Annotated in this window: 18 protein-coding genes and 1 pseudogene; 4 read left to right on the forward strand and 15 right to left on the reverse strand. The window is 72.3% G+C overall.

Annotated features, from left to right (window positions below; all coding sequences use genetic code 11):
• Positions 1-85 precede the first annotated feature (85 nt).
• The 4 genes from WMF12_RS10105 to WMF12_RS10120 form a co-directional block, all read right to left on the reverse strand.
• On the reverse strand, positions 86-988 hold the full coding sequence (locus WMF12_RS10105; protein ID WP_437870384.1) for a WGR domain-containing protein: 903 nt from the start codon (positions 986-988) through the stop codon (positions 86-88).
• Positions 989-1,024: 36 nt separating this feature from the next.
• A complete protein-coding gene (locus tag WMF12_RS10110) occupies positions 1,025-1,321 on the reverse strand; it encodes a DUF2288 domain-containing protein (protein ID WP_437870386.1) in 297 nt (98 codons plus the stop codon).
• A 125-nt stretch (positions 1,322-1,446) separates the two neighbouring features.
• Complete coding sequence (locus WMF12_RS10115) at positions 1,447-2,448, reverse strand: alpha/beta hydrolase (RefSeq protein ID WP_437870388.1); 1,002 nt, start codon at positions 2,446-2,448, stop codon at positions 1,447-1,449.
• Positions 2,449-3,061: 613 nt separating this feature from the next.
• Entirely contained in the window at positions 3,062-5,524 is a 2,463-nt protein-coding gene (locus WMF12_RS10120; RefSeq protein ID WP_437870390.1) for a TonB-dependent receptor plug domain-containing protein, read from the reverse strand.
• Positions 5,525-5,669: 145 nt separating this feature from the next.
• Here WMF12_RS10120 and WMF12_RS10125 point away from each other — a divergent pair, with 145 nt between their 5' ends.
• Positions 5,670-6,692, forward strand: coding sequence for a DNA/RNA non-specific endonuclease (locus tag WMF12_RS10125; protein WP_437870391.1), 1,023 nt, complete (start codon positions 5,670-5,672; stop codon positions 6,690-6,692).
• Between the two features lie 9 nt (positions 6,693-6,701).
• On the opposite strand, the gene WMF12_RS10130 is transcribed toward WMF12_RS10125, so the two are convergent.
• A complete protein-coding gene (locus WMF12_RS10130; RefSeq protein WP_437870392.1) occupies positions 6,702-7,112 on the reverse strand; it encodes a nuclease A inhibitor family protein in 411 nt (136 codons plus the stop codon).
• A 210-nt stretch (positions 7,113-7,322) separates the two neighbouring features.
• On the opposite strand from WMF12_RS10130, the gene fbaA reads away from it, so the two are divergent.
• On the forward strand, positions 7,323-8,396 hold the full coding sequence (gene fbaA / locus WMF12_RS10135; protein ID WP_437551623.1) for a class II fructose-bisphosphate aldolase: 1,074 nt from the start codon (positions 7,323-7,325) through the stop codon (positions 8,394-8,396).
• A gap of 108 nt (positions 8,397-8,504) precedes the next feature.
• Here fbaA and WMF12_RS10140 read toward each other — a convergent pair whose 3' ends face one another.
• Complete coding sequence (locus WMF12_RS10140) at positions 8,505-8,918, reverse strand: hypothetical protein (RefSeq protein WP_437870394.1); 414 nt, start codon at positions 8,916-8,918, stop codon at positions 8,505-8,507.
• Between the two features lie 128 nt (positions 8,919-9,046).
• Positions 9,047-9,412, reverse strand: coding sequence for a hypothetical protein (locus WMF12_RS10145; RefSeq protein WP_437870396.1), 366 nt, complete (start codon positions 9,410-9,412; stop codon positions 9,047-9,049).
• A 371-nt stretch (positions 9,413-9,783) separates the two neighbouring features.
• Between WMF12_RS10145 and WMF12_RS10150 the strand changes: the two genes are divergently transcribed.
• A complete protein-coding gene (locus tag WMF12_RS10150; RefSeq protein ID WP_437745380.1) occupies positions 9,784-10,005 on the forward strand; it encodes a hypothetical protein in 222 nt (73 codons plus the stop codon).
• Positions 10,006-10,030: 25 nt separating this feature from the next.
• Here the strand turns inward: WMF12_RS10150 and WMF12_RS10155 are convergent, their stop codons facing one another.
• The 8 genes and pseudogenes from WMF12_RS10155 to WMF12_RS10190 all read right to left on the reverse strand — a co-directional run bounded on the left by WMF12_RS10155 (position 10,031) and on the right by WMF12_RS10190 (position 18,344).
• Complete coding sequence (locus WMF12_RS10155; RefSeq protein WP_437870400.1) at positions 10,031-10,963, reverse strand: HTTM domain-containing protein; 933 nt, start codon at positions 10,961-10,963, stop codon at positions 10,031-10,033.
• Positions 10,960-11,535 carry a hypothetical protein gene (locus WMF12_RS10160; RefSeq protein ID WP_437870401.1) on the reverse strand — a complete coding sequence of 192 codons (576 nt, stop codon included), beginning with the start codon at positions 11,533-11,535 and terminating at the stop codon, positions 10,960-10,962. The genes WMF12_RS10155 and WMF12_RS10160 overlap by 4 nt, the downstream gene beginning before the upstream one ends.
• Complete coding sequence (locus WMF12_RS10165) at positions 11,532-13,982, reverse strand: hypothetical protein (RefSeq protein ID WP_437870402.1); 2,451 nt, start codon at positions 13,980-13,982, stop codon at positions 11,532-11,534. The genes WMF12_RS10160 and WMF12_RS10165 overlap by 4 nt, the downstream gene beginning before the upstream one ends.
• Positions 13,983-14,126: 144 nt before the next feature.
• The gene (locus tag WMF12_RS10170; RefSeq protein ID WP_437873845.1) at positions 14,127-15,395 is read right to left on the reverse strand and encodes a trypsin-like serine peptidase; all 1,269 of its coding nucleotides are present in this window, start codon (positions 15,393-15,395) and stop codon (positions 14,127-14,129) included.
• Positions 15,396-15,581: 186 nt separating this feature from the next.
• A pseudogene (locus WMF12_RS10175) lies at positions 15,582-15,728 on the reverse strand (monovalent cation/H+ antiporter complex subunit F); the annotation flags it as partial.
• A gap of 35 nt (positions 15,729-15,763) precedes the next feature.
• Positions 15,764-16,237, reverse strand: a complete 474-nt coding sequence (locus WMF12_RS10180; RefSeq protein WP_437870406.1) for a Na+/H+ antiporter subunit E — start codon at positions 16,235-16,237, stop codon at positions 15,764-15,766.
• A complete protein-coding gene (locus WMF12_RS10185) occupies positions 16,234-17,745 on the reverse strand; it encodes a proton-conducting transporter transmembrane domain-containing protein (protein WP_437870408.1) in 1,512 nt (503 codons plus the stop codon). Before WMF12_RS10185 ends, WMF12_RS10180 begins: the two co-directional genes overlap by 4 nt.
• Positions 17,742-18,344, reverse strand: coding sequence for a proton-conducting transporter transmembrane domain-containing protein (locus tag WMF12_RS10190; protein WP_437870415.1), 603 nt, complete (start codon positions 18,342-18,344; stop codon positions 17,742-17,744). The genes WMF12_RS10185 and WMF12_RS10190 overlap by 4 nt, the downstream gene beginning before the upstream one ends.
• 211 nt (positions 18,345-18,555) lie before the next feature.
• Here WMF12_RS10190 and WMF12_RS10195 point away from each other — a divergent pair, with 211 nt between their 5' ends.
• Entirely contained in the window at positions 18,556-20,328 is a 1,773-nt protein-coding gene (locus WMF12_RS10195; protein WP_437870420.1) for a hypothetical protein, read from the forward strand.
• Positions 20,329-20,353: the final 25 nt, after the last annotated feature.

Here is a 20,353-nt window from a genome sequence, read left to right on the forward strand (position 1 = left end):
GGCGCCCGGAGCGTTGCCTCGAGGCGCGCGCCGGACGCGCAGCTCAGGCCGCGCAGCTCAGTCAGCGCAGCTCAGGCCGGGCAGCTCACGCCGCGCGCATCCGCGCGACCCGCTCGGCGACGTGCGGGTCGCCGCCCGCGTCGATGCTCGCGAGGAGGTCCTTCAGCGAGCGCCCGCGGTGGGCGAGGTGCGCCTCGAGGTGCGGCGAGAGCGCCTTCCAGCGGCGCGCCCACCCGGCCTCGGCGCTCATCGAGCCGTGGTGTGGCCGATCCACGAGCAGGGCGCCGAGCCTGAGGCCGAGCTCGGGATCGTCGAGCTCCTCGAGCTGCCGCTTCAGGAGGGCGAGCGCTCCGGCGGCAGGAGAGGTCGCTGGCGGGGCCTTCCACGTGTCGCGCACCGCGCGCGCGAACGCCGCGGCGTCGAGCTCCGAGAGCAGCTCGATCGCGCGCACGAGCGGCAGGCGATCGCGCGCGCTCGGCGCGACGACGCGGTCCAGGAGCGCGTCCAGCGCGGCGGACAGCGCCCCGTCGGTCGCGGGATCGAGCCCGCCGAGCGACTCGAGCGCCCGGCGGGCGCGTCGGACGGCGCGCCCGAGCACCCAGCTCCGCCGGCCGCGCGCGGCCGAGACCGCGGCGAGCGCGTGGACGGCCGCCTTGCGCCGCGCCTCGGTGGCCTCACCGGGCTGGACGCGCGGCGGTAGATCGAGCTTCGGCGGCTGCGGGGGCGCGGCCGCTCCGGCGCCGGCTGCGGGGGCGCCGCCGGCCGGCGCGCCGCCCCCGGCGGCGGCCACTTCCTGGTAGCCCTCCCTGAGCTTCTCCGCGATCTTCTTGTCGCACTCGCGCTGCGCGGCCTCCGCCGTGGGGAACGCCTTCTCCTTGCGTTGCCCGGCTGTCCCCAGCCGCCCGTAGACGACGATGAAGGTCGTGTCGTCCACGTCGGCCATCCAGAACTTGGCGCTCGTCCCCTGCACGAACTCGAACCGGCGCATGCGGGCGACGATATCACGTCGCGCCGGCGGCGCGCCTCAAGAGGGCGGCGGCGAGGGCGGCCGGCGGATCAGCACGAACGGCGCGACCACGAGCGACAGGAAGCGCAGATCGAGCTGCTGCGGCCAGCGCGCGAGATCGGCGGCCGTCGGCTTGGTCAGCTTGCCGGCCGCGATCCAGGCCTCCACCGCGGCCGTGTCGTTCGCGGCCATGGCCTCGCCGACGTCCAGGAGATCGAGATCCGCGGCGACGACGATGACCGCGTCGCGCACTGTATGGGTGCGGAGATCGGTCCAGAAGACCTCCCCGAGCGTCTTGGCGAGCTGTTCGCGCATGGGGGCAGCATAGGTCCCGGACAGCGGCCGCCAAGCCTGCGCGCCGCCGCCCGGCCGCGGGAGGGCGGCGGCCGCCGGCCGCGGCGGTCCGGGCAGGCGGCGCTGCCCGAGGCTCCGATCGCGCCCTACCAGCCCATGTTATGGTGGACCCAGCAGTCGATCTGCTGCCAGCCGACCCGCGCGCGGTAATGGGCGTTCAGGATATGGCCCGTGTCGGGGACGATCGCGGTCGTGACGCTCTCGGCGCTGGCATAGAGCGCCGCGTCGGAGTCCGCGTACGACGCCGGCTGCAGCGCGTCGGTCTCCCCGAACTGGATGAACACCGGGCTCGTCACCTCGTCGATGCCGGCGAGCGTCGGGTCCTCGGAGACGGCGAGGAGGCTCAGGAACTGCCCGCGCGTGAACGTGTCGGCGATGGTGGCGTTGTCAAAATCGATGAGCGCCGGGTTCGCGTTCGCGGTGTCGTAGAAGATGGCGGTGCGCATCTCCGGCGGGATCGCGATATAGGGCGCCTGCAGCAGCGAGGAGATCCCCTCCGGGGGGACCGGGATCGGGTGCGGCGTGAAGGCCAGACCGGTGTTCACGAGGACATCGGCGTCATTGTAGGTGCTCTGAACGAACGTGTTGATGATGGCGCCGTTCGAGTGACCGACGAGCGCGACGCGCGTGAAAGGCGTCCTGTAGACGCCGCCCGGCGTGCGCATCTCGGTGATGATCTGATGGACGCTGTCGGCGGTCTGGGCCAGATCGAGGGAGTCGCCGTCGGGCCGGCCGCTCTCTCCGGCCCCGAGCATGTCGAGCGCCAGGACGGCGTATCCCTCCTTCGCCATGTGCCGGGCATAGGAGTAATCGTGTCCGCCGAACGACGGGAGATCCCAGTACTCGTGCGTGTAGGTCAGGCCGTGGACGAGCACCTGAAGGGGGCGGTACTTGGCGTGACCCTGATAGTAGAGGTAGCCGACGACGTCGTACGTGTTGCCGTCGGAGAGGGTCACCGGGAACACCAGGCGCTCGACCTTGGTGGGCTGCCTCGACGACGACGCCTCGGCATCGCCCGAAGAGAGCGCGGCGGCCGCGAGCGTCGCCGAGAAGAGTACCGTGCTGAGTGCGCGATAATACAAGTTCATGAATTGACCCTCATGGTTACGGCAGGTGATTGGAGGTGAGGCAACGTCTATCGCGGTGCGATATCCCGTGGTCTCTCAGCTCCAGCGCCGCCACGCCATGTTCGCAAACATTGGACCAGAAAGCGTCTACGTCAACAGGATAGCGCACGATCTCCGCCCGCGCCGCCGTTCGCCGCCATTTCGGAGCGCTGTTTGGTATCCAGCGCGTTGACCGTGGGCGCGCCGGGCCCTCGCGGCCCGTCGTGAAGAGCGGACGCTGCACGAGTCTTTGCGTGATGCCGCAATGATTTGCACGGGGGGTGACGCCGGCTGCCGGTCCCGGCACATGTGTCAGGGAAGGCGTCATCACGACGACTTCTGTGCTGGCGAACAAATCTCCCCGTGCTTTATCGCTCTTGCCGGACGTCATGGCCAGGAGACGCCATCGCGGCACGGAAGTCGTTTGATGAATCGATATGGGATTTTTGTGGCTCTGCTGCATTGTGCTCGCAGGTGCACGGGCGATCGCGCCCCCGCGGGTGATCCCGGCGATCCTCGGCGCGGCGCGGGCGCGCAGCCGCGGCGCCCCTGGTGAGCGCGAGCGCTGCTCGTGGCGCGATGACGTCAATGCCGCTCAGAAGGTCGATTCGGCGCCGATGCTCGGTAGGATGATGGGTCCGAGCGTCTCCGGCTCGCATCCGCGCAGGAGCGAGCATTCGTATTGCAGCGTCTCTTTTCCAGCGGTGGCGTTGAGCACCTCGACCGTGAGCGAGACGGTCCGTCCTTCGCGGAGGATCCACCGCTTCTCGAGCCGCAGGTCCAGCCGGAAGAACGCTGGCAGCCGCTCCGGCAGGCTCAGCCGGCGGACCACCTGGGCGATCCGCTCGCGCAGCTGCTCGCGGCGCCGGATGTCCTGCTCCGTGTCGGGGCGGTCGTCGTCGCCATCCGGGCGCTGCCCGTCGACGCCGTCGTTGTCCCAGAGGTCGTAATCGACCGTCATGGGAATGCCGCTGTAGAACACCGCCCTGCCCCCGAGCTTCCAGCCGCGGCCCACGTCGACCGCGGCCGCCATGTTGAGCACATGGCGGCGGTCGAACGCCGAGTCGAAGCTCTCCCGGCCGACATGGCGGACCGAGCGGGAGAGGGTGTAGGACACGAACCCTCCGATGCGCTTCGACAGACTGCGGTGGGCGTGGATCTCCAGCCCATGGGCGCTGCCGTCGCCGCGCAGCTCGGCCCGCTGCGCGAGGCCAGCGTCGGTGCCGGGAGGCCGGTTGCCGAGGGCGTCGCTCAGGTCGAAGAAGCCGCTCCGGAACCCGGTGATCGTGGCCTTGATCTCCCCGGGGAGGCGGAGCTCGACGCCGGCGCTCGCCAGCAGCCCCGTCTGCACGCCGCCGCGCAGGCTGCCCACCTGCAGGCCGGGCACCGCGCCGAGGAAGCTCGGCGGCTGGTGGGTCACGCCGAAGGCGCTCAGCAGGGCGACGCGCGGGGTCGCTTGCAGCCGCGTCGCGAGCCGCGGATCCACCGTGGCCCTCGTCGCGCCGCCGGACGCGAAGAGGTCGCCGCGCAGGCCTGGGACCACCTCGAACCCGGGCGCGGCGCGGACGACGACGTCGGCCCAGAGCCCCGCGGCGAGGTCCTCCCGGCTCGTGAAGAGGCGCGCGAGCGCCCTGTCGTTCCGGGTCGGGAAGTCGCCGTCGTTCTCGCGGATGTCGATGTCGAACCGCTCCAGCTGTGCGTCGGCGCCGGCGCGCACCGTCAGCCGCTCGGAGACCGGCGCGGACAGCTCCACGCGCGCGCCGAGGAGGCGGGCGCGCCCGGCCCGCTCCCCGTCCTGGTTCTCGCTCTCCTCGTGGCCGAGCGTGATCGCGTGCCGGAGGCGGCCGCCGCGCGCGAAGAACCTGTCGTAGCGGAGGTCGAGCCGGTGGAAGTCGCCGGCGAGCACCACGTCCGTGTCGCCGTCGTCCTCGATCTGGGCGAGGTAGTCGTGCGATCCGAAGGCGAAGAGGCCGACCCGGTCGTACGGCGAGGCGTCGTAGGTGACGCGCGCCTGGTAGTCCCAGTAGCCGAGCTCGATGCCGGGCGAGAAGAGCGCGAGGAGCGCGCCCGGGTACGCGTAGCGCCCGCCGACGAGCGCGGTGCCGCGGCCGTCGGCCCACGGCGCCTCGACCAGGGCGCCCGCGTCGAAGAGCCGGAGGTTGGCCTCGCCGTGGAGCAGGCGCGCCGGCTCCCGGGTCTCGCCGGCGATGACGCCGCCGGTGTAGCGCCCGAAGCGCGCCGGGAAGCCGCCGGGGTACAGATCGACCCGCTCGACGAGCGCCGGGTGGATCACGCTGGGGCCGAGCGCCACGTGATAGAGCAGCGGGACGCGCACGCCGTCGATGAAGTAGCCGACGTTGCCCGGCGGCGCGCCGCGCACGAAGAAGTACGGCACGCCGGACGCGATGGGCGTCACGCCGGGCATCGCCTCGATCGCGCGGAAAGGATCGCCGAACGCGCCGGGCACCTGGCGAACCTCCTCGCGCGTCATCGAGGTCGTCATCGGCGCCGCGCGTTCGCCCACCACCACCACGTCGATGGGCTGCGCGGCAGCCGGCGGCGAGGGCGGCACCGCCGCGACGCTCCCGCGGGGCGGCGCGGGCCCGGCGGGCGCCGCAGGAGGCGCGGCCGGCGTCGCGGCGCGAGGATCGCGGAACTTCACGGGGAACAGGATGCGCGCGCCGATGGGCCGCCCGTCGCGCCGGGCGGGCTCGAACCGCCACGACGGCGCCGCGCGCGCGGCCGCGCTCGCGAACGGCTCCTCGCCCTCCACCTCGACCGCGCCCACGGTGCCGTCCGCGTACACCGTGATGCGGGCGACCACGGTCGCATCGCCGACGCCGCCGGGCGGGTAAGGCGGTTCGGTGGGGCCGAGCGGCGACGGCATCGTGACCCGGGCGCCCTGCGTGGCCGCCGCGGGCGCCTGCTCCTGCGCGGGAGCCGCCGTGGCCTCGCCGTCGGTGAAGGCCACGAGGGCGCCGGTCGCCGCGGCCACCGCGACGGCCGCGGAGCCGCGCGTCCTCCGGCGTCGCAGATCGCTGTGCTCCGGCTCCTCCATCGGCGCTCCGGAAACCATGGAGAGTCGCGGCGGCACGCTCAAGCAAAACGTACCGACGCGCCTTTCGGGCCGAGCGCTGCTCGCCTCGCCGAGGTCGCGCTGGACGACCGCGCCGTCCCTGCCGTAGATAACTGGCAGCGTCGACGTGGGCTCGAACAGGAAGCGACAACAGAAGTCCTGGGGTTCGCGCGTGCTCGTCGCGCTCCTCGTGACCGGGCTCAGCGCGGTGGGGGTCAAGTGCGGCCTCGAGCGCGTGCTCGAGGAGCTCGGCCTCGACCTCGGCGGCGACCGCCCCTCCAGGCCATCGCCGACGCCCGGCCGATCCGGCAGCGCCTCGCCGCCGAAGGGCGCTCCGCCGAAGGGCGCTCCGCCGAAGGACGCGCCCTCCTCGCGCCCGCCCGCGCCGAGCCCGCATCTCGAGCTCGGCGTCCCGGCCCGCACGGGAGCGCGCGCCGCGCGGGCCGACGCGTCCGACGATCACCTGATGATCAAGCCCCAGTACGCCCTCTCCTACAACCGCTCCAGGAACGTGGCGAACTGGGTCGGCTGGCGGCTCGACGCCGCGTCGTTCGGGGACGCGCCCCGCCATCGGGGCAAATTCCTGTCCGACAGCGCGCTGCCGGGCGGCTGGTACCGCGTGCAGCACGACGACTACACCGGCTCCGGCTTCGATCGAGGCCACATGGTCCGCTCCGAGGAGCGGACGCGGAACCCCGACGACAACAAGGCGACGTTCCTCCTCACGAACATCCTGCCGCAGCGGCACGAGCTCAACGCCGGTCCGTGGCTGAGGCTCGAGGAGGCGTGCCAGGAGCTCGCGCAGAAGGAGCGGCGGGTGCTGTTCCTGATCGCCGGCGGCCTCTTCGACGAGCGCGAGCGACCGGCCGCCACCATCGGCAAGGACGTCGCCGTGCCGGACGCGTTCTTCAAGGTCGCCGTGGTCCTCGAGCCGGGGCAGGGGCCCGGCGACATCGGCCCGGCGACGCGGGTCATCGCGGTGGTGATGCCGAACGAGACGGGCATCCTCGATCAGGGCTGGGGGCAGTACCGGACGACGGTGGACGAGATCGAGCGGCGCGCGGGCTACGACCTCATGACCGCCCTCCCCGAGGCCGCGCAGCGGACGCTGGAGGCGCGCGTCGACGACGGGCCCGCCGGCGGTCGCTGAGCGGCGCGCTCAGGTCTCGACGACCTTCGTCACGAGGCCGAGCCACGCGCCCGACGGATGGCGGCCGACGACGTAGACATCGATCGCGACGCGCCCGACGCGGTAGACCCGGACGTCGGTCAGGTGGCGCTCCAGCAGGTCCACGAGCCGCCGGTACCGCCCCGCCTCGGCCAGCGCCGCGTCGCCGGCGTCCCCGGGCACGTCGATCACGGGCGCGAAGAGGTCGCCCGCCGTCGTGACCTCGACCGGCGTCGCCGCGCCGAGGCCCTCGGCCGCGAGCAGCGCGGCCGGCGAGGACGCGTCCCCGCGCGACCGGAACGGGCGCAGCTCGTGATCGGACTCGCTGGGGAACAGCAGGCCCTGCGCGGCCTCCGCGAGGGATGCGAGGAGCTCTTCGGGCGACATGGATGAGGCCTGCATGCGGATCTCCGGGCGGCTGCTCGGCGAGGGCAAGCTCGCCGTGGGGTGATCATTCCACCGTGAAGCCAGCGGAGAATCCGCTTGCTCCCTGGGCTTTGGCGATGGTACCCGGACCCGCCCGCCCTGCGGATCCGATCCACCCTTCCGCTTTCCTTCGCCGCGTTGCATGCTCGGGCGAGACCCGAGCAAGGAACAAGGATTCAAGGTGCCATGTCCAAGATGAAGCTCAAGCCCGGCGTGATCACTGGCTCCGCTCTTCAGGAGCTGTTCGAGTACATGAAGAGCGTCGAGTGTGCGCTGCCGGCCGTGAACGTGATCGGCTCGCACAGCACGACCGCCGCGCTCCAGGCGGCCCGAGAGGCCAAGTGCCCCATCATCATCCAGTTCTCGAACGGCGGCGCCCACTTCTTCGGCGGCAAGTTCCTCGACAACAAGGGTGAGAAGGCCGCCATCGCGGGCGCCGTCGCGGGCGCGCACTACGTGCGGAACCTGGCCGAGGCCTACGGCGTGCCGGTCATCCTGCACACCGATCACGCCGCGAAGAAGCTCCTGCCGTGGATCGACGGCTTGCTGGAGCACGGCAAGAAGTTCTTCGAGAAGAACGGAGAGCCCCTGTTCTCCTCTCACATGCTCGATCTGTCCGAGGAGCCGCTCCACGAGAACCTCGAGATCTGCCAGAAGTACCTGCGGCAGATGGCGGCGCTCAAGATGACGCTCGAGATCGAGCTCGGCGTCACGGGCGGCGAGGAGGACGGCGTCGACAACAGCGGCATCGACAACTCCAAGCTGTACACCCAGCCCGCGGAGGTGCTCGCCGCGTACGACGCGCTGAAGCCGATCGGCAACTTCACGATCGCCGCGTCGTTCGGCAACACGCACGGCGTCTACAAGCCGGGCAACGTGCAGCTCCGGCCGCCCATCCTGAAGAACTCCCAGGACGCGATCCAGAAGGAGCGCAAGACGGGCCCGAAGCCTGTCGACTTCGTGTTCCACGGCGGCTCCGGCTCGTCGCGCGAGGAGATCCGCGAGGCGGTGTCCTACGGCGTCATCAAGATGAACATCGACACGGACACGCAGTGGGCCTTCACGCAGCCCATCAAGAAGTACATGGACGACAAGGGCGCCTACCTGAAGTCGCAGCTCGGCAACCCCGAGGGCGAGGACAAGCCCAACAAGAAGTACATCGACCCGCGCGGCTGGCTCCACCTCGGCGAGAAGGGCGTGGCGGCGCGCCTCGTGGACGCGTGCAAGGACCTGAACTCGTTCGACAAGTTCGAGTTCTGATCCGCGGCGAAAGCGAAGGCCCCGCTCGCGCGGGGCCGGAGCGACGCCTGGTAAGCCTCGCCGCGGCGACACCGCGGCGCGTCGATCAACCCGCAAGCGGCTGGCTGCTCACGAGGGCGACGGGTGCGCCGCGCTCAGCGAGCGGGCCGGCGCCGTCGCAGCAGGGCGGCGGCGAGGCAGCCGGGAGAGCGGCAGGCCGAAGAGGCCGAGCGCGGTGAGCTCGATCCCCAGCACGGGCAGGAAAGCGAAGCCCGAACCCCCGGTGGCGAGGAGCTGCACGAGGGCGATCGGGGCCGCGATCGACAGGAGCGCTGTCGGGTACGTGACGCCGTGAAGCAACGCGAGCAGCACGCCGACGATCCCCACCGTGAGGCAGCCGTCGACGCTGGGGGTCATGTCCAGCGCGCCCGGCGTGCGCAGCGCGGCGCGGATCCACAGCAGGGAGCCAGTCCCCAGGAGGACCATCGCGATCGGCAGGTTGGCCGAGGAGCGGGTCGTCATCTTCGGTATCTGGAAAGCCATGGTTCCGGCCATGACAGCACGCGATGTGCCATCACGGCTCCCGGGCGGCGGCGGGCCGGCCGGCGCGCTGCGCGATGCAGGGAGTGCGGGGCGGCGCACGCCTTGCGCGTCGCGAGCCCCTGGTCCCATCAGGGCGAGGGCGGGCCGGGCTCCTCGCCGGCGCCGGGCTCGCCCGCGTCAGGGCGCTCGTGCGTTCGTGGTGGACGCGCTGGCTCGACGGGCGCGAGCCGGATGCCCAGGTTCAGGAGCTTCACACAGTCCTGCTCGCACGTGGGCCGCCCGCCGGGGAGAAGCGAGCAGTGTGCGACCTCGACGGGCTCCTCGGAGCGGCCGTCGACGACAAGTCGACACCGCACGGGAGCCCCGGTCCGTGGACAGACCAGGGTGGTCTCCGAGGTGTGGTAATGCCGCCGGGCGAGCAGGCTTCTCGTCCCGACGATCAACGCCACGGCGCCTCCAGCAGCCGCCAGCAGCACGACGAGCCAGTCTGCCATCGCGACCCCCTGGGAAGAGTGCTGCGGCGTCCACCGCAGCACGTACGACGCAGCAAGGGGTGCGCCATGCGCTTCGCCGAGGCGTGGGCCGGCCGGCGCGGCAGGGCCCGTTCCTCGTGCCATCGTGGATGCAGTCCGCGCGCCTCTCGGCGCAGGGCGTGCGCCCCCGAACCCGGGGCGAGGAGCGGCAGCCCGCCCCGCCGCCGAGCGACGACGTGAGGAGCCGTGAAGAAGCATGGGAATCGACGGCAACAGGCGCGATCCGGGTGCGGTCCTGGCGGTTCTCCATGGCGGCGCCGCGGGTCGACATCTTCCGGCTCGATGATTGCAAACCGCCTTTCATCGGCGGATGGCCGCGGGAGGAGGTCGCCATGGCCTGTCATCTGGAGGAATCGGACAAGCTGGTGTGGATCGAGGTCGAGGGGGGTGGCACCGAGCCACGGAGGGTGCGCTGCCCGCGGCGGGCGGCGACGGTGGACGCGCGGGAGTGCTTCGCCTGCCCGCGCTACGCGACGCTCGCGATCCATCCGAGCGGGAAGAAGGTCTATCTCGTCTGCGAGCCGTTCGACGAGGAGCCGATCGAGCCCTCGTAGCGGCGCGCGAGCCCGGGAGCGCCCCTCACGGCCTCCCGTCCCCGATGGCTGCGTTCACGCGGCGCGGGCGCCTCAGATCGCGTATCTTCTCCAGCTCGAAGAACCCCGCGAACGCCACGCCGAGCAGCGGGTACGGGAACAGGATCGCCATCGTGAGCAGCACGCCGAGGTGGAAGAGCCAGGCGGCGCCGCAGAAGACGACCGCGACGCGCCGGCTGAACAGGGCGAGCGGCGCGCCGAGCTCCATGGCCAGGCTGGCGAGCGCGAGCGGCGGGAACAGGAACCGGTAGCGGACCAGCGCGCCGCCGAGCGGGGAGTGCGTGTCGCCGAGCGCGATCTTCCGGACGTTGTCGTAAGCGATGTAGTTGCGGAGGATGTCGCTCGTCGCCCAGTCGAGGCCGCTGTTCCGGAGCTTCGTGACCCCGGCGATGAAATACGACATCACCGTGATCGCGCAGAGCAGCCGGATCGGCCAGCCATAGCGGCCGTCCGGCGCCGGCGCCGGGGTGCCGGCGCGGCGCGCCGCGCGCGCGTCGAGCGAGTGCGCGTCCGCCGCGGCCCCGAGGCCGAGCGCGATGACGTGGAGCGCGAGGAGGTTCTCGGTGTGGAACACCATGCCCCAGGAGCTCCGGTAGCTCAGCGCCCAGAGCAGGAGCGCGCCGAAGGCGGGCCCGGCGACGCGGAACCGGTAGCCCGCCACGAACGCCGCGCCGGCGGCGATCGCCGCGCCAAGGAGGCTCTGTACCGCCCAGAGGGGGAGCGGCGCGGACAGCACCGAGACCACGCCGACGGGCCTGAAGCTCTCCGGGGGCAGGTGGCTCACCCGCTGGAAGTGCACCGCGCGGACGCAGAGGTACACGAGGGCGAAGCCGCCGACCAGGAGCCGCAAGAGCGCGAGCCGCTCGGCGGGCGCCTCCGCGAAGAAGGCGCGGTCGAACCGCGCAAGGAGCCGCCTCATCGCGCGCCCACCTTGCACGTCGCGTGGAGCTTGGAGTCGATCGGGGCCTCCTGCCCCTCGAAGAACGCGACGGCATCGAAGGTGTCGGTCCGGATCTCGACAGCGACGACATCCGCGTAGCCGTCCTGCGCCGCGACGCGCGCCGCGATGCCGCGGCAGAGCGCGCGGGCCGCGCGGGCGCCCTGGCGGATGCTCTGCGCCAGCGTGGCCTTGGCTTGCAGCACCTCCTCGCTGCCCACGAGGCGCGGCGGGATCGGCCGCCGCCCGCCCCGGGAGTCCACGCCGACGGCGCGCTCCACGGCGGTCCGCGCGTCGTGGCGGCCCCACGAGAACATCGGGTAGGTCGACAGCGGAAAGCTGTCCACCGGAGGGCGGCGGAACAGCGGGGCGAGCATGAGGAGCAGGAACGCGGCGGTCACGCCGTACGCGTACGCCCGGCGCTCGCCGAAGCGAGCGGCCCCGCGCGGGCTCGATCCACCGCCGGCCCCGGCGCCCACGGGGCCGCCCTGCGGGCTCGGTCCACCGCCGGCGCCAGCGCTCGCGACGGCCTCTCCCTCGCCGCCCGCGCTCACAGAGGCCCCGCCGCCGGCGCGCTCCGCCCTGGCACGAGCCCGAGCATCCGGCCCCCGTGGCCGAGCGCGGCCCAGGCGTGCTGCACGTAATCGATGCGGATCCGGGGAGACGCCATGCTCTCGCTGAAGCCCCCCTCGATGATCACGTCGCGGCTGCACGCGAAGCAGGTCGCGGGCGACCACTGCTGCCGCACGAGGAACCCGAGCACCCGCCGCATCAGCGCCTGATCGGGCGCGAGGTCCTCGCCGCGCGCCTCCTTGACCGCCATCGCCGCGGCCAGCGCCTCGCCGAACCCCGCCGTCGCCGTGTTGTGCGGCGGCAGCACGTTGCCGAACCCGTACCCTCCCACGAGATCGGGCGTCACCTCGCTGTCCTCGTCGAGCACGAGCCGCGACTTGAACGCCACGTAGTCGAGGCAGAACCGCTCGTAGTCGTCGCGGCGGTGGTGCCCGAGCGCCGCGCGCGCCGCGAGGCAGTGCCAGTTCTCCTCCATGTACACGAAATCACTGGCAAAATGGTCCCAGTAGCGGTTCGCGTAGTAGTCCATGGCGCGATCGACGGCGGCGCGCACGGCGGCCGCGGGCGGGTACTCGGGGCTCGGCTCGCGGGCGGCGAGCGCCTCGAGCAGCGTCAGCGCGAGCACCGACTGGCCTCCCTCGTAGAGCTGCGTCGGGCCGAGGACGGGCGCGACGCGCGCGAGGTCGAGCTGCGGCGCGAAGCCGCCGTCGTCCCGCTGCGTGGCGAGCACCATCCGAGCGAGCCGCCCGATGAGCGCGTCGTGCGTGCGCGCCTTGTGGACGCCGTCGCGGCACGAGAGGAACGTGACCAGGCTCAGCGCCGTGGGGTTGAGGCCCGCGATCGTCCCGGGGCTGTCCTTGGGGTAGAAGAGCGCGCCGACGGCGTTGCCTTCGCCGGCCCTGCGCTCGAGCTTCGCGAGCAGCCCGAGCGAGCGCTGCACCACCTTCGCGAGCTCCGGCGACGTGGGCACGCCCTCGGCGCCGACCCCGAGCTCGCACAGGGCGAGCGTCGTGCCGGCCTGCCGCGCGATCGAGAACCCGTCGAACGAGGCGCGCCCGGTGAACGGGTCGACGATGTAGCGGAACATGCCGTCCTTCCGCTGCGCGCCGAGGATGTAGCGCTGGGCCGCGGCCGCCGCCTGCTGCGCGGTCGCCTCGGTGAGCGGGACCGACGGCTCTCCGATCCGCGACAGGAGGTGGAGCGCGCCCTCGGCGTCGACGGCGTAGCTGTGCGTCTCGATCCGCACGAGGCCGTCCCGGAGCGCGGCGCCGCCGGCGGTGTGGCCGCCGGGCGGCTCGGGCTCGCCGAGGGCGCGGCGCAGGACGGCGAAGTCCACGCCGAAGCGGAAGTCGGGGACGCCGGCCAGCGGCGCGTTCGTGTTGAACGCGTCGAGCGCGATGAGCTGCCACGGCATGAGGCACCGCTCCGCGAGGCAGAGGCCGTCGAGCCCGGGGCGCAGCGACAGCCCGTCGAGGCCGGGGCCGGGGGAGGCGAGCGGCTGCGCGGCCGAGACGACGTCGATCTTGAGCGGGCCGCGCAGGGCCTCGGCGAGCGCGCCGCGCAGCGCCGCCGCGGCGTCCTCGCCCGGCGCGGGCTGGAGGCAGCGGGTCGCGACGGCGGCGCGCTCGGGGTCGCGGCCGGGGGCGAGGTGGGTGACGACGAGGGTGGGGCGGTCGGGCTCCGGGGGCGCGGCGCACGCGGCCGGCGCCGTGGTCATGAGCGAGGGCGCCTTGGCCGGCGGCGGCGGGAGCGCGTCGAAGGAAGAGAGCGCCTCGCGCAGCGCCGCCCCGGTGCGCGACGGCGCGCCGCCCGGCACGGGCACGACGTCGGCCTTGGCGACGCGGTGACGGAAGAGCAGCGAGAGGGCGGCCAGGACGACCAGCGCGGCGAGCGCGGAGAGCGCGGGCGAGGGCCGGCGCTTCGCGCGGAGCAGGCGGAGGCCGCCGGTCGAGGCGACGCCCCAGCACGCGAACGGCAGCGTGAGGAGCGCGACGACCGCCCAGACCGCGAGCAGCGCCGCCGCGATGCCGGTGCCGAGGCCGCGGTTCAGCGAGGCGACGTAGACCGCGGAGGAGAGGAGCCCGAAGCTCAGGAAGGCGAGGTAGCCGAGCGAGCAGAACGACGTCGCGCGGAAGGCGCGCGGCGCGAGCGGGTGGGGGAGGAGCGAGAGGACGGCGGTCGCGGCGTGGAGCAGCGCGAGCGCGGCGGTGACCACGGCGAAGAGCGTCCACGGCCGGAAGGGGAGGGAGAGCGCGGTCCAGGCGAAGACGGGGGCGTGCAGGGCGCTGAGCAGCCCGACGGTCCAGCGGCGCGCGTGCGGGCGCCGGGAGGCAGCGCCGCGGCTGGCGAGCGTGGGGGATTCGGCCGGGGGGGCGCTGTCCTGGAGCTGCTCCGAGGGCGGGGGGGGATCGGTGTCGGGCGCCTGCATGGTGCGGCGACGCTTATCACGACGCCTGGCGCGCACGATCGCCGCCGTCGCCCGAGCGCGGTTCGGGGGGCGAGCGGCCTCAAGGCGCTCGACACCGGTGCCGTTGGCCTGGAGCGGCGGAGGCGCGACACGACGGTGTCCGACTCAAGGGCTGCAGTCGAGGAGCGCGCCCGCGTCCGCGCAGAGCGCGGACATCTCTGTTCCCCCGTTCCTGCAGGTGAACCAGCCGACGTTGGCGAGGTGATGGAGGCCGACCACCAGGCCCGTGTCGGCATCGATGATCGGCGACCCGCTCGAGCCCCCTTCGCTGTCGCACGAGTAGCCGATCTGCGATCCCACGACCGTGCCTGAGTAAGTCTGATCGATCGCGTCGACCACGCAGGGGAGGGTATGCGCAGCATCCTTCCAGAAGCCGACCTGCTTCGGGCGTCCGCCCGGGTGCTGAATGAAGTAGATCTCATCGCCTACGCTGGGCGCCCTCGTCGTCGGGGTGAGTTCGCCCCAGGTCGTCTCGGGGTTCCCCATCGAGTCGCCCGGCAGCTGGATCAGTGTGTAATCGAGGCCGCCTCTTGAACGGCTGCGGGTCCGGCTATTCGTCTTGAGGAGGGTGCCGCCCCTGACGCTCACGCCTGCCGTCACCGTCGAGCCCCAGCAGGTCGTGTTCTGATAGCCAAAGCGGGCCTCGAGGCTGTCCGTCTCGGCCTGGGTGCTGATGCAGTGGTTGTTGGTGATGAGCGTGTTGTCGTTCGACCCGGCGATCAGCCAACCCGTGCACAGGTACATGCCCCCGTCTCTCACGAAGCTCAGCCGCGCCACAGGTCCCTGCTGCTCGTTGAGCTCGCTGTGACACGCGATGTTCTCGCGACCCTCCGAGGCACACACGATATCCGGCGTACCTCCGCCGGGCCTCCTCGCGAGGGAGACGCTGTGCGGGGTCGCCTCGCCCGATGTCACAGGAACCGGGGCGAGCGCGAGCGTCCCGTGGCCGATATCCGCGATCGAGAACCCGTGGCCACCGCCGGTGCTGCTGTGCAGCTCGACGATCGCCGTCTCGCCGTCGATGGCGAACGCCCAGACGTCGCCGTCCCCGTTCGGGCCGCGGTCCTCGTATCGAAACGACTTCGCGCCGTCGGGGCTCGAGACGGTGACATAATCGCCCTTCGCGAGAGAGAAGTCGTTGAAGTGCACGCGCACGAACGTGGCGCCCGGCGAGGTGATCGCCTGCTTCCAGCCACCAGTGTACGGGTGGGACGTCTCGGCCGCATACGCGATGACGTCACCCGCCCGGAGCGGCTCGGGCGCCGTCTCGAGCTCGTCCGGATCGTCGGTTCCGCCTGCGCCGGGAGCGTCCACGTTCCCGGCACACCCCGTGAGCGCGAGGAGCGACCCGGCGACCAGCATCTTTCTGTTCATTACAACCCCCCTTCGTCCCGGCTCGCCACATGGAAGCGGCGCAAGCGGACGAACCGCATAGGATAGGATAGGATGACGAGCCTGGCAAACACGCCTTCCCGCGGAGCGCCGGGGGCGTCGAGGTGCGGCTGCGGCGCTAGGCCTCGAAGATCTCGCGCACGCGGCCGAGCTCTGCAGCACCATCACCGCATCGAGGAGGACGCCGTGGTCGGTCACCATCGCGTAGAGGGCGATGCCCCCGCTGCCGACCGTCGCCATGAGGTCCATGGCGACCACGCGGTCGGGGAGGCTCGGGCCGAGCAGGAGGCGGATGAACGCGACGACGAACGCCACCGTGACGACGGCGATCGCGACGAGCAAGAGCGGGGTTATCGGAAGAGCTCCTTCACGCGGCGCTCGAGGTCGCTCTTGATGGTCGCGCGCAGCGCGTCGGCGCTGTCCACGAACATCGCATGGACGAAGAGGACCGTGCGGTCGCCCGAGACGTCGAGGCCAAAGGTGCCGGGCGTCAGGGCGAGGAGGATCGTCAGCACGGTGATCTCGAGATCGGTCGTCAGATCCAGGGGGACCGCGACGATGCCGGGTCGGCTCTTTCGCCTGATCGAAATGACGTCGCGGGCGACCCTGAGGTTCGCCCGCACCATCTCTTTCGCATAGAAGAGCATGAACGACAGCACCCCTGGCAGCTTCTCGAAATAGGTCGTGGGGCCGATCAGGCGCCGGAGCCAGAGGAGCAAGAGGTACCCGAGGAGGAAGCCGAAGACGAGGCCCCCTGCGGTGGCGCGGCCGGTCAGGCCCACCCAGACGATCGCCAGGAACAGATTGAGGACGAGGGCTCTCATGGGTGACCCTCCCCCAGTACGACGCGCACGTATTCGGTCGGATCGGCGAGCTGCGCCGCGGCCCGCCGCACGACGGCGAGGAGCGGCTCGGGCGCCATTCCGAGCGTGACGCCCAGCGCGGTCAAGAGGACCACTGGCACGTACAGGAGCGCGCGACGCCGCGCCCCGCTCTCGCGCGGGGCGAGATCGGCCTCGGCGGGCGCGGGCTTCCAGAAGGCCTCGTTCCATATCTTCGTCATCGAAATGAGGGTGACGAGGCCGACGGCGAGGCTCGTGGCGACGACGGCCGCGGCCCCTCGCGAGCCGACCTCGAGCCCCGATCGCACCAGGATGAGCTTGGCCCAGAAACCCGACAGGGGCGGCATGCCGGCGAGGGAGAGGGCCGTGACGAGGAAGCAGGCGGAGAGCCCGGGGCTCCGCGCGAGGAGCCCGCCCTGAAGGTCGAGGGAAACGTCTTTCCCGTCGGATCGCATGATCCCGCTGATGAGAAAGAGGTTCGACTTGATGATGGCGTGGTGCAAGACGAAGAAGATCGCCCCCGAGAGGGACGACAGCGTGAACAGGCCGAGGCCCATGACCATGTAGCCGACCTGGCTCACGCTGTGAAACGCGAGGATCCGCCGAACCTCCCGGTGGGACACCGCGCCGAGCACGCCGACGGCCATGGTGAAGGCCGCGATCCCGAGGAGGAGCGCGTGGGTGGCTTCCCCGTCGCCCACGAAAAGGAGGGTGAAGCTACGCACGAGGGCGTAGACACCCACCTTCGTCAAGAGCCCCGCGAACAGCGCGGTGACCGTCACGGGGGGCGTGTGATACGAGTCCGGCAGCCAGAAGAAGAGGGGGAAGACAGCGGCCTTGATGCCGAACGCGACGAGGAAGATCATCGAGAGGGTGAACCGGATCGGCGGCGCGAGGCTCGGCAGCTTGAGCGAGAGGTCGGCCATGTTGAGGGCGTGCACGGATCCGTAGAGGATGCCGAGGCCGGTGAGGAACAGGGCGCTCGAGATCAGGTTCATCGCGACGTACTTGATCGCGCCCTGCATCTGCGGCCGCTCGTTGCCGAGCACCAGGAGGACGAAGGACGCGATCAGCGTCACCTCGAACCAGACGTACAGATTGAAGAGGTCGCCGGTGACGAAGACCCCGTTCGTCCCCATGAGGAGCACGTGCATGAGCGGGTAGAACCCGTGCGCCCGCCGTCCGCGGTCGATGTCCGACAGGGAGTAGATCGACGTTGCGACCGCGATGACGCCCGAGAGCAGGACCATCAGCGCGGAGAAGAGGTCGACCACGAAGGTGATGCCGTACGGCGCGGGCCAGCCCCCGAGCTGGGTCGATTGAATGCCTCCCCGGTGCACGGCGCGGAGCAAGGCGATACCGACGGTGAGCTGAAGGACGCTCCCGACGAGCCCGAGCGCGCGCTGTCTCCCCACGCGCCGGAAGGAGAGGAGCGAGAGGGCCGCCGTGGCCAGGGGGACGAGGACGGGCAGGACGAGGAGCACCTTCATGGGCGGGTCGATTCGAGAGAGTCGATGTCGTCGCTGCCCATCGTCCGATGAACGCGATGAAGGAGGACGAGGCCCGCGAGCATGGCGAGCCCGCCGCCGCCCGTCACGAGGAGCGCCGTCAAGGCGGCTTTGCGCGCCTCCGGCCGCTCGTGGTCCCACCCGATGAGGAGATACGAGCTCACGCTCGTGAGCTCCCAGCACACGAAGAGGAGAATGACGTCGTCGGCGAGCACGAGGCCCGCCATGGATCCCGTGAACAGGAGCAGGTAGGCGTAAAACCGCCCGAGCCGCGGGTGCGAGCGCAGGTATTCGCTCGCGTACACGAAGATCAGCGCGCCGATGCCGCAGATGAGCCCGAGGAACACGAGCGAGAGCCCATCCAGCCTCACCGCGAGCTCCACGCCGAGCGACGGGATCCACGGCAGCGACGCGTGATGGGCCTCCCCCTCGGCGAAGGGCCCCGGGACGAGCTGCGCCGCGAACACGAGCACCGCGAGCGGGAGCGCCGCGAAGAGCCAGCCGGCCGGGCGCCCGAGCCCGCGGTGGAGGGCCGGCGCCAGCAGCGCTCCGACGAACACGCTCAGGACAGCCCACAGCATCGCAGCAGGTTCCCCTTCGATGCCGGCGAGGGGCCGAGGCGTTCGGGCCTACGGCCTGCCGAGCGGGCTCGACGCGCTGTTTGCCCTCGTTCCCGCGGCGCCGGCGAGCGCGATCGGGCGAGCGCGCCGTGCCGAGCATCCCGCCTCGTCGCGGCCGCGCGCTCGATGGCTCTGCCGCGATGCGCGGCGGGCGCAGAGCATCGGATGCGGCATGGATGCGCAGCGCGCCAAGGCGAGGCCCGCGGCCCGCCGCTCGCTCGCGGCGCTGCTCCTCGCAGCGCCGCTCCTCCTGGCGAGCTGCGGCCGGCCGTCCGCTCGGGCGCCCGCCGCCCGCCGGGTGGAGCCGCGGGTGCGGGCCGTCCTGGAGGCGCACGGCGCGCCTGCGCTCCCGGCGCCGCCGCCCGCGGAATCGGTCCCGCTGCTGCTCGTCGCCGACGCCGCGCCGAGCGCGCCCGCGCCCGCGAAGCGCCCGCCGGGAGCGGCGCTGCCGGCGCCGGAAGCCGTCGTGTCGGCGGCCGTGCCGTTCGCGCCGGGCGCGCTGCGCGACGTCCGGTTCATCCGCCTGCGCGACGCGCGCGGCGCGGCGGTCCCGCTCCGCGCGAAGCCGCTCGCCGTCTGGCCCAGGGGCCGCTCGATCCGCAGCGCGCTCCTCGTCTTCCGCGCCGCGCTCGCGCCCGGAGAACGAGCGATCTACACGCTGGATTTCGGCGCCCCTTCGCCATCGTCACCTTCGCAGCGCGCCGACCGCCAAGCCCCCCCGGCCCCCCGGCTCACCCAGGTCCCGCAGTCCTTCCAGATCCCTCGGGGCGCCGTGCTCGACGAGGCGCTCCTGCCGAACCCGGACGGCCCGATCGCGGCGGTGCTGCCGCCGTCGTGGTACGCGGCGAGCCTGGTGTCCGGGCCGCAGCTCCCGGCCATGGACGATCGCCGCTTCCCCGGGTTCGAGGCGGGCATCGAGGGCGCGCTCGCCCGCATGACGCCCGCCTACGACGCGTACGGCGTCAGCTGCGCGGCCCCGTACCGCACGTACTACGACGGCCCGCACGCGCTCTACCAGCGCTTCCTCCGCAACGGCGACGCCGCGCGCTACCGGCGCGCGCGCGCCGAGGCCGTCTGGTACCGGCAGCACGAGCTCAGGTTCTCGCCCGATCGCCGCCTCGCGGTCCACGTCTGCGAGCGCGACGACTGGAGCCCGGCGGCGCCCCTCTCCTGGCAAGTCCTCCGGCGCATGCTCGGCCAGGGGATGGTCGACGACTACCTGCTCACCGGCGATCCGGCGGCCAGGGAGGCGGTCCTCGCCATGGGCGAGGCCCTCCGGCAGAACCAGGCCGCGCTCACGGGCGGAAGGGAGGACGTTTTGCGCGTGACCGAGCGCAACATGGCCTGGGTGATGATGACCCTGTCGAGCTACTACGCGCTCGACCCGCGGCCGGAGCTCCTGTCGACGCTGCGCGGGCTCGCGGATCGCACGGTCGCGTGGCAGCAGCAGGGCGCGTCGGGCGCGTTCGAGCACGACCTGACCCGCGCCGACCCGTCGGAGTGCGAGCGCGGCCCGCGCGGCGGCTCGCCGTTCATGACCGCGCTGCTCGTCGACGCGCTCATGGACTACCACGCGCTCACCGGCGACCCGCGTGTCCGCGAGGTGGTCGCGCGCGCGGCAGGCTGGCTCGCCGAGCGCGCCATCACCTCGGACGGGCGCGCGTTCCGGTACCTGTGGGGCTGCGAGACCGACGCGTACGACGACAGCGGGACCGCCGACCTCAACCTGCTGATCGTGCCCGTGTTCGGCGCCGCCTACGCGCTGACGCGCGAGCCGCGGTGGATCGAGGTGGGCGACGCGCTGGCCGACGTCGGCGTGAAGGAGATGCTGGTGAAGGAGCCCAAGCACTGGAACCAGGCGATGCGCGCGTTCGGGCGCTACCTGGGGTACCGGGCGGCGCTCCCCGCCGCGGCGAGCGAATGGCCGCGATCCGCCGGTCGCTAGAGCGGCGGTCTCCCGCACAGGAGAC

Source organism: Sorangium sp. So ce363 (assembly GCF_051520435.1).
GTDB classification, from domain to species: Bacteria; Myxococcota_A; Polyangia; order Polyangiales; family Polyangiaceae; genus Sorangium; species Sorangium cellulosum_B.

Coding starts and splice junctions, on each gene's coding strand:
- WMF12_RS10145 (WP_437870396.1), bottom strand. CDS start 9,412: ATGGCAGACTGGCTCGTCGTGCTGCTGGCGGCTGCTGGAGGCGCCGTG.
- WMF12_RS10180 (WP_437870406.1), bottom strand. CDS start 16,237: ATGAGAGCCCTCGTCCTCAATCTGTTCCTGGCGATCGTCTGGGTGGGC.
- WMF12_RS10110 (WP_437870386.1), bottom strand. CDS start 1,321: ATGCGCGAACAGCTCGCCAAGACGCTCGGGGAGGTCTTCTGGACCGAT.
- WMF12_RS10120 (WP_437870390.1), bottom strand. CDS start 5,524: ATGGAGGAGCCGGAGCACAGCGATCTGCGACGCCGGAGGACGCGCGGC.
- WMF12_RS10165 (WP_437870402.1), bottom strand. CDS start 13,982: ATGCAGGCGCCCGACACCGATCCCCCCCCGCCCTCGGAGCAGCTCCAG.
- WMF12_RS10155 (WP_437870400.1), bottom strand. CDS start 10,963: ATGAGGCGGCTCCTTGCGCGGTTCGACCGCGCCTTCTTCGCGGAGGCG.
- WMF12_RS10130 (WP_437870392.1), bottom strand. CDS start 7,112: ATGCAGGCCTCATCCATGTCGCCCGAAGAGCTCCTCGCATCCCTCGCG.
- WMF12_RS10185 (WP_437870408.1), bottom strand. CDS start 17,745: ATGAAGGTGCTCCTCGTCCTGCCCGTCCTCGTCCCCCTGGCCACGGCG.
- WMF12_RS10195 (WP_437870420.1), top strand. CDS start 18,556: ATGGATGCGCAGCGCGCCAAGGCGAGGCCCGCGGCCCGCCGCTCGCTC.
- WMF12_RS10105 (WP_437870384.1), bottom strand. CDS start 988: ATGCGCCGGTTCGAGTTCGTGCAGGGGACGAGCGCCAAGTTCTGGATG.
- fbaA (WP_437551623.1), top strand. CDS start 7,323: ATGTCCAAGATGAAGCTCAAGCCCGGCGTGATCACTGGCTCCGCTCTT.
- WMF12_RS10115 (WP_437870388.1), bottom strand. CDS start 2,448: ATGAACTTGTATTATCGCGCACTCAGCACGGTACTCTTCTCGGCGACG.
- WMF12_RS10140 (WP_437870394.1), bottom strand. CDS start 8,918: ATGGCTTTCCAGATACCGAAGATGACGACCCGCTCCTCGGCCAACCTG.
- WMF12_RS10150 (WP_437745380.1), top strand. CDS start 9,784: ATGGCCTGTCATCTGGAGGAATCGGACAAGCTGGTGTGGATCGAGGTC.
- WMF12_RS10190 (WP_437870415.1), bottom strand. CDS start 18,344: ATGCTGTGGGCTGTCCTGAGCGTGTTCGTCGGAGCGCTGCTGGCGCCG.
- WMF12_RS10170 (WP_437873845.1), bottom strand. CDS start 15,395: ATGAACAGAAAGATGCTGGTCGCCGGGTCGCTCCTCGCGCTCACGGGG.